Here is a 4,090-nt window from a genome sequence, read left to right on the forward strand (position 1 = left end):
ATCCAGGCAGGAGTCGGTCGCGCAGGCAGTTTCTTCAGTTTCGAAGCAGCTGCAATTGTGCCGGACATCGTTACCCTATCCAAGTCCCTGTCGGCAATCGGAACCCCAATGGCACTTATCCTCATCAAGCCTCAACTTGATGTCTGGGCGCCGGGTGCGCATACCGGGACTTTCAGAGGCAACAACCATGCTTTCGTCACTGCTCGTGCAGCCCTAGAAGCTTACTGGTCGGACTCCAAGTTCGAGGATGAGATCGCTCGCAAGTCTGCGATCTTGGTCCAAGAACTCATGGCGATCACCGAGGAATTCCCCACCCTCGGCCTGAGCGTGCGAGGCCGCGGTCTGATGTACGGACTCGTCTCACCGAAGCACCACTCTTTGCCAGGTCTGGTCTCCCAGGAGGCTTTTCGTCGGGGCTTAGTGATCGAGATCGCCGGCTCGTACGGTGAGGTGCTTAAGTTCATGACTGCCCTCACCATCACGGAAACCGACCTGCGCCGTGGTCTGTCCATCATTCGCGACAGCATTGGCGCAGTAGCGGCTACCCTCGAAGGTCGAAGCGCGGCTCGCTAGCCAACTAAGCAACCGATCGCTGGCGGGGCAGGCACGGCATTTTCGAGTCCCGGGCAGTTTGCAGTTCGCATCGGCGGCACGGGAAGGCCTGCCGCCCAGCATCTGACAGCAACCGGAGCCGTCGAGCGGCAAACTAGGGCCTCCCTGCCGCTCCGACTGCAGGCGGTGGCGTTCCCCCTGCCCCGGCGATCACGGTCGCCGTAGCAGATCGATGGTTGAAAGAAGATTCATTCGCTTAGAAAGAGGACTGGTATGGCTAGCAACGACGTAATCAAAAATTATATCGATGGCGAATGGCGGGATTCTGTGGCCGGCGCCCGCATCGAGGTAGATGACCCGGCGAGCGCCGAGACGATTGCGGTCGTGGCTGAAGCAGGACCCAAAGACGTCGCACTGGCCGTTGCTGCTGCTCACCGCATTTTTCGCGACCGCGTTCTGATCGATATGCATCCCTATGATCGGGGACGCATGTTGTTTCGCGTTGCCGATGCACTTGAGTCCCGCGCCGATGAGGTCGCGGCCATCAATTGCGCCGAGACCGGCAAGGCATTGGAACTTGCCAGCGGCGAGGTTCAGACCTCAGTACGATACCTGCGGTACTATGGTGGCTTGGCCGATAAGCTTGAGGGAAGGTCTATTCCGCGCGGGGCGAACCTGGTCGACTATACGGTCAGAAGTCCTTTCGGCGTCTCGGCCCAGATTGTTCCGTGGAATGGTCCGCTTGAACTGACGGCCCGATCCCTGGCTTGCGCCATCGCAACCGGCAACTCAGTCGTGGTGAAGTCGCCCGAACTGGCCCCCCTTTCGGGAGTCGAGCTTGCACGTGCCTGTGAGACCGCGGGGCTGCCTGCCGGTGCGGTCAACGTGATCACTGGATACGGCCAAACGGCGGGCCAGGCTTTGATCGAACATCCCGACGTTCGCCACATCGTCTTCACGGGCTCGATGACCACGGGGCAGACTGTACTCGAGACGGCGGCGAAGCGAATTGTGCCCTGCATAATGGAGTTGGGCGGCAAATCGGCAGCGGTCGTATATTCAGATGCCGATCTCGATGGCGTCGTGGAAGCGGTGCGCATCGGCACCTTTTTGAACGCCGGGCAAAATTGCAACAATCTCACTCGTCTGATCGTGGAACGTTCCATCGCAGACGAACTGATGGAAAGGGTGAAGCGCTGCGTCGAAGGTCTGTCGGTCGGTCCAGGACGCGAGAACTGCGATATCACACCTTTGATTTCCCAAAAGCAACGACAGGCGGTGCAGGAAGCTTGCAAGACGGCGCTGTCACAGGGCGCACGAATTGTAACCGGCGGAAAGGCGCTCGAACGGAGCGGTTATTTCATGGCGGCTACGGTGTTTGACAATGTTGCGCGAGACAGCAGTCTCTTCCAGAAAGAAGTGTTCGGGCCTGTTCTTGCCATGACCACCTTCGATGATCCGGCAATGGCGGTCGATCTCGCCAACGACACGGACTACGGTTTAGCGGCAGGCGTGTTTACCCGGGATATCGACCGTGCGCTTTGGACCGCCGAGCGGCTTTGGGCCGGACAAGTGTATGTGAATGGTTGGTACGTTGGCGGGGTTGAAACTCCGTTCGGCGGCGTAAAGCAATCTGGCTACGGTAGGGAAAAGGGTCAGGAAGCGCTTGATAGCTACGTTCAGACCAGAAACATCGGAATTCGAATCTCGCACCCAGTTTCTGGAAATTGAATGCTTTTTCGTGACGGATGGCGCGACCTTGGGATAATTAAGAATGCGGTGATCTCGGCACGGAAGTGATGTAGGCGCTGCCAGAGTATCCTTTCAACGGTCATTTGAGAACAACTTCGGTAGCAGGATTTGGCTGAGGACAGGCCTACCCGCTGCGCAACGAGCGTGAGCGCATTCTGCAACCCGGCGCTTATCCGAAGGGCGGTGAGGAGAAGATTCCAGTGCTACTAGACATTGAGATTCGCAGCGCCACAGCCGAAGATTTTGACACTCTGGCGATCTTGAACCGCCAGTTGATAGAAGATGAGAAGCATCGAAACCCGATGACCGTCCCGGAACTTAAGGAGCGGTTTGTCAGGTTTGTGAATTGCGAAAATTGGATGGTAGACTTGTTCAGCCGGGGCGGCGAGGTTGTAGGCTTCGCCACCTATCGTCTGGAGCCAGACAATACGGAGGCAAGCGGGCAACGCGTCTTTTTACGTCAATTCTATATAAGTCGCCAGCATCGACGTTCGGGGCTTGGCCGCGCTGCAGTCGACCTGCTCCTTCTTTCTCGTCTCAAAGACAAAAAGATTGTTCTAGAGGTGCTGGAAACCAATCCTGGTGGGCGGGCCTTCTGGTCTAGCATGGGTTTCGCTCCCTATAGCATTATCATGGAACGTGTCGTTGAAGAGGCGCTCCCCACATAAGCTGCGCTGCTCGGAGTGATTCCGGAAGCGGATCGCATGGCATTGGCTTGGTACTCGAGCGGCGTTCCGGTGTTCAGTGCGTGGCTTAAGATATCCGCGTGGCTTGCGATTGGGTAAGGGGCGGCCATTCCTCCTAGCAGTATCTGCGCTAAATCGACATCTTTTGGTCGCGTCGCAAGGTGCCAGACCCTTATCGAGTCTAAAACGCAAATCGAAGATGGCGGACCTGCTGGCCAAGGCCGGGCAGAGGTCACGAAAGCGACTTCAGCTTGTCTGTAGAAGGGGGACCGTGCCTTTTCGTTCTTCAACAATGAAGGCAGCTTCCACGCCCGAACCTGCTGGGCTCACTCGTTCCCGTTCCACTTGCCGCGAGTATCAGTTTTCCGTCGCTCTAGCTTCCTGAGATTAGGCAAGCAGTACAAAGGAAAGCCGACCTAGATGTTCCGTAAAATGTTCGAATTGTTAGATCGACGGAGGTTGCTGAGGCCTTCGAAAACGCTCGTTTCCTGCGTCTTCACCGGGACGTTCGCAGAAAATCCTTTGATTGGGGCAGCTATGCTCATCGGGCTGCCGAATAGACTTGCCAAAATGGAAGCTCTCCAGCTGCTACCGAGCCGCGGTTCAAAAATCCCGCACGACAGCAGGAGCCGCTGGATACCTGACCATCCATTGGGGCTAAGCGGCGAAACGCAAGGGAGGACTTACCGTGTGGAAGCATGAGAACTACCGAGTTACAGCCGCCATCGTAGGGCTAATGGCGACACTGGGCATTACGGCGATGGCATCCGCTTCGTTTGTCGGTTCTGCGTCAGCAGAGTCACTGATCGAGAAGATCAAGAATGGAGAAACCATTCGCCTCGGCTTTACCAACGAGCCTCCCGGTGCCTATCCAGGCCCCAACGGCGAGCCGCTCGGCGTAGAGAACGAGATAACGCTCGATATCCTGAAGAAGATGGGCGCGACGAAAACCGAACCGGTCGTAACCGAGTGGGGCTCCCTTGTGCCCGGCCTGCAGGCTGGTCGCTTCGACATTGTAACAGCCGGCATGTGGATTAAGCCGGAGCGCTGCCGCAACGTGCTATTCAGCGAACCTGTCGCTTCGAGCAATGACTCGATGC

At 57.2% G+C, this 4,090-nt stretch carries 4 protein-coding genes; all 4 read left to right on the top strand.

The annotated features are described in order from the left end of the window. On the top strand, window positions 1–573 hold a 573-nt coding region (locus tag AC0L2A_RS35865; RefSeq protein WP_473612903.1), incomplete at its 5' end, for an aminotransferase class III-fold pyridoxal phosphate-dependent enzyme. A gap of 252 nt (window positions 574–825) precedes the next feature. Then, entirely contained in the window at window positions 826–2,283 is a 1,458-nt protein-coding gene (locus AC0L2A_RS35870) for an aldehyde dehydrogenase family protein (protein WP_473612905.1), read from the top strand. A gap of 221 nt (window positions 2,284–2,504) precedes the next feature. After that, window positions 2,505–2,972, top strand: coding sequence for a GNAT family N-acetyltransferase (locus tag AC0L2A_RS35875; protein WP_473612906.1), 468 nt, complete (start codon window positions 2,505–2,507; stop codon window positions 2,970–2,972). A gap of 706 nt (window positions 2,973–3,678) precedes the next feature. Beyond that, window positions 3,679–4,090 (top strand): transporter substrate-binding domain-containing protein (locus tag AC0L2A_RS35880; RefSeq protein WP_473612908.1); only part of this gene is annotated, 412 nt, incomplete at its 3' end.

This window comes from Mesorhizobium sp. WSM4844, from assembly GCF_055811775.1.

Bases quoted from the DNA above. Each gene is read 5' to 3' on its own strand.
- AC0L2A_RS35870 (WP_473612905.1), top strand. From the start codon at position 826: ATGGCTAGCAACGACGTAATCAAAAATTATATCGATGGCGAATGGCGG.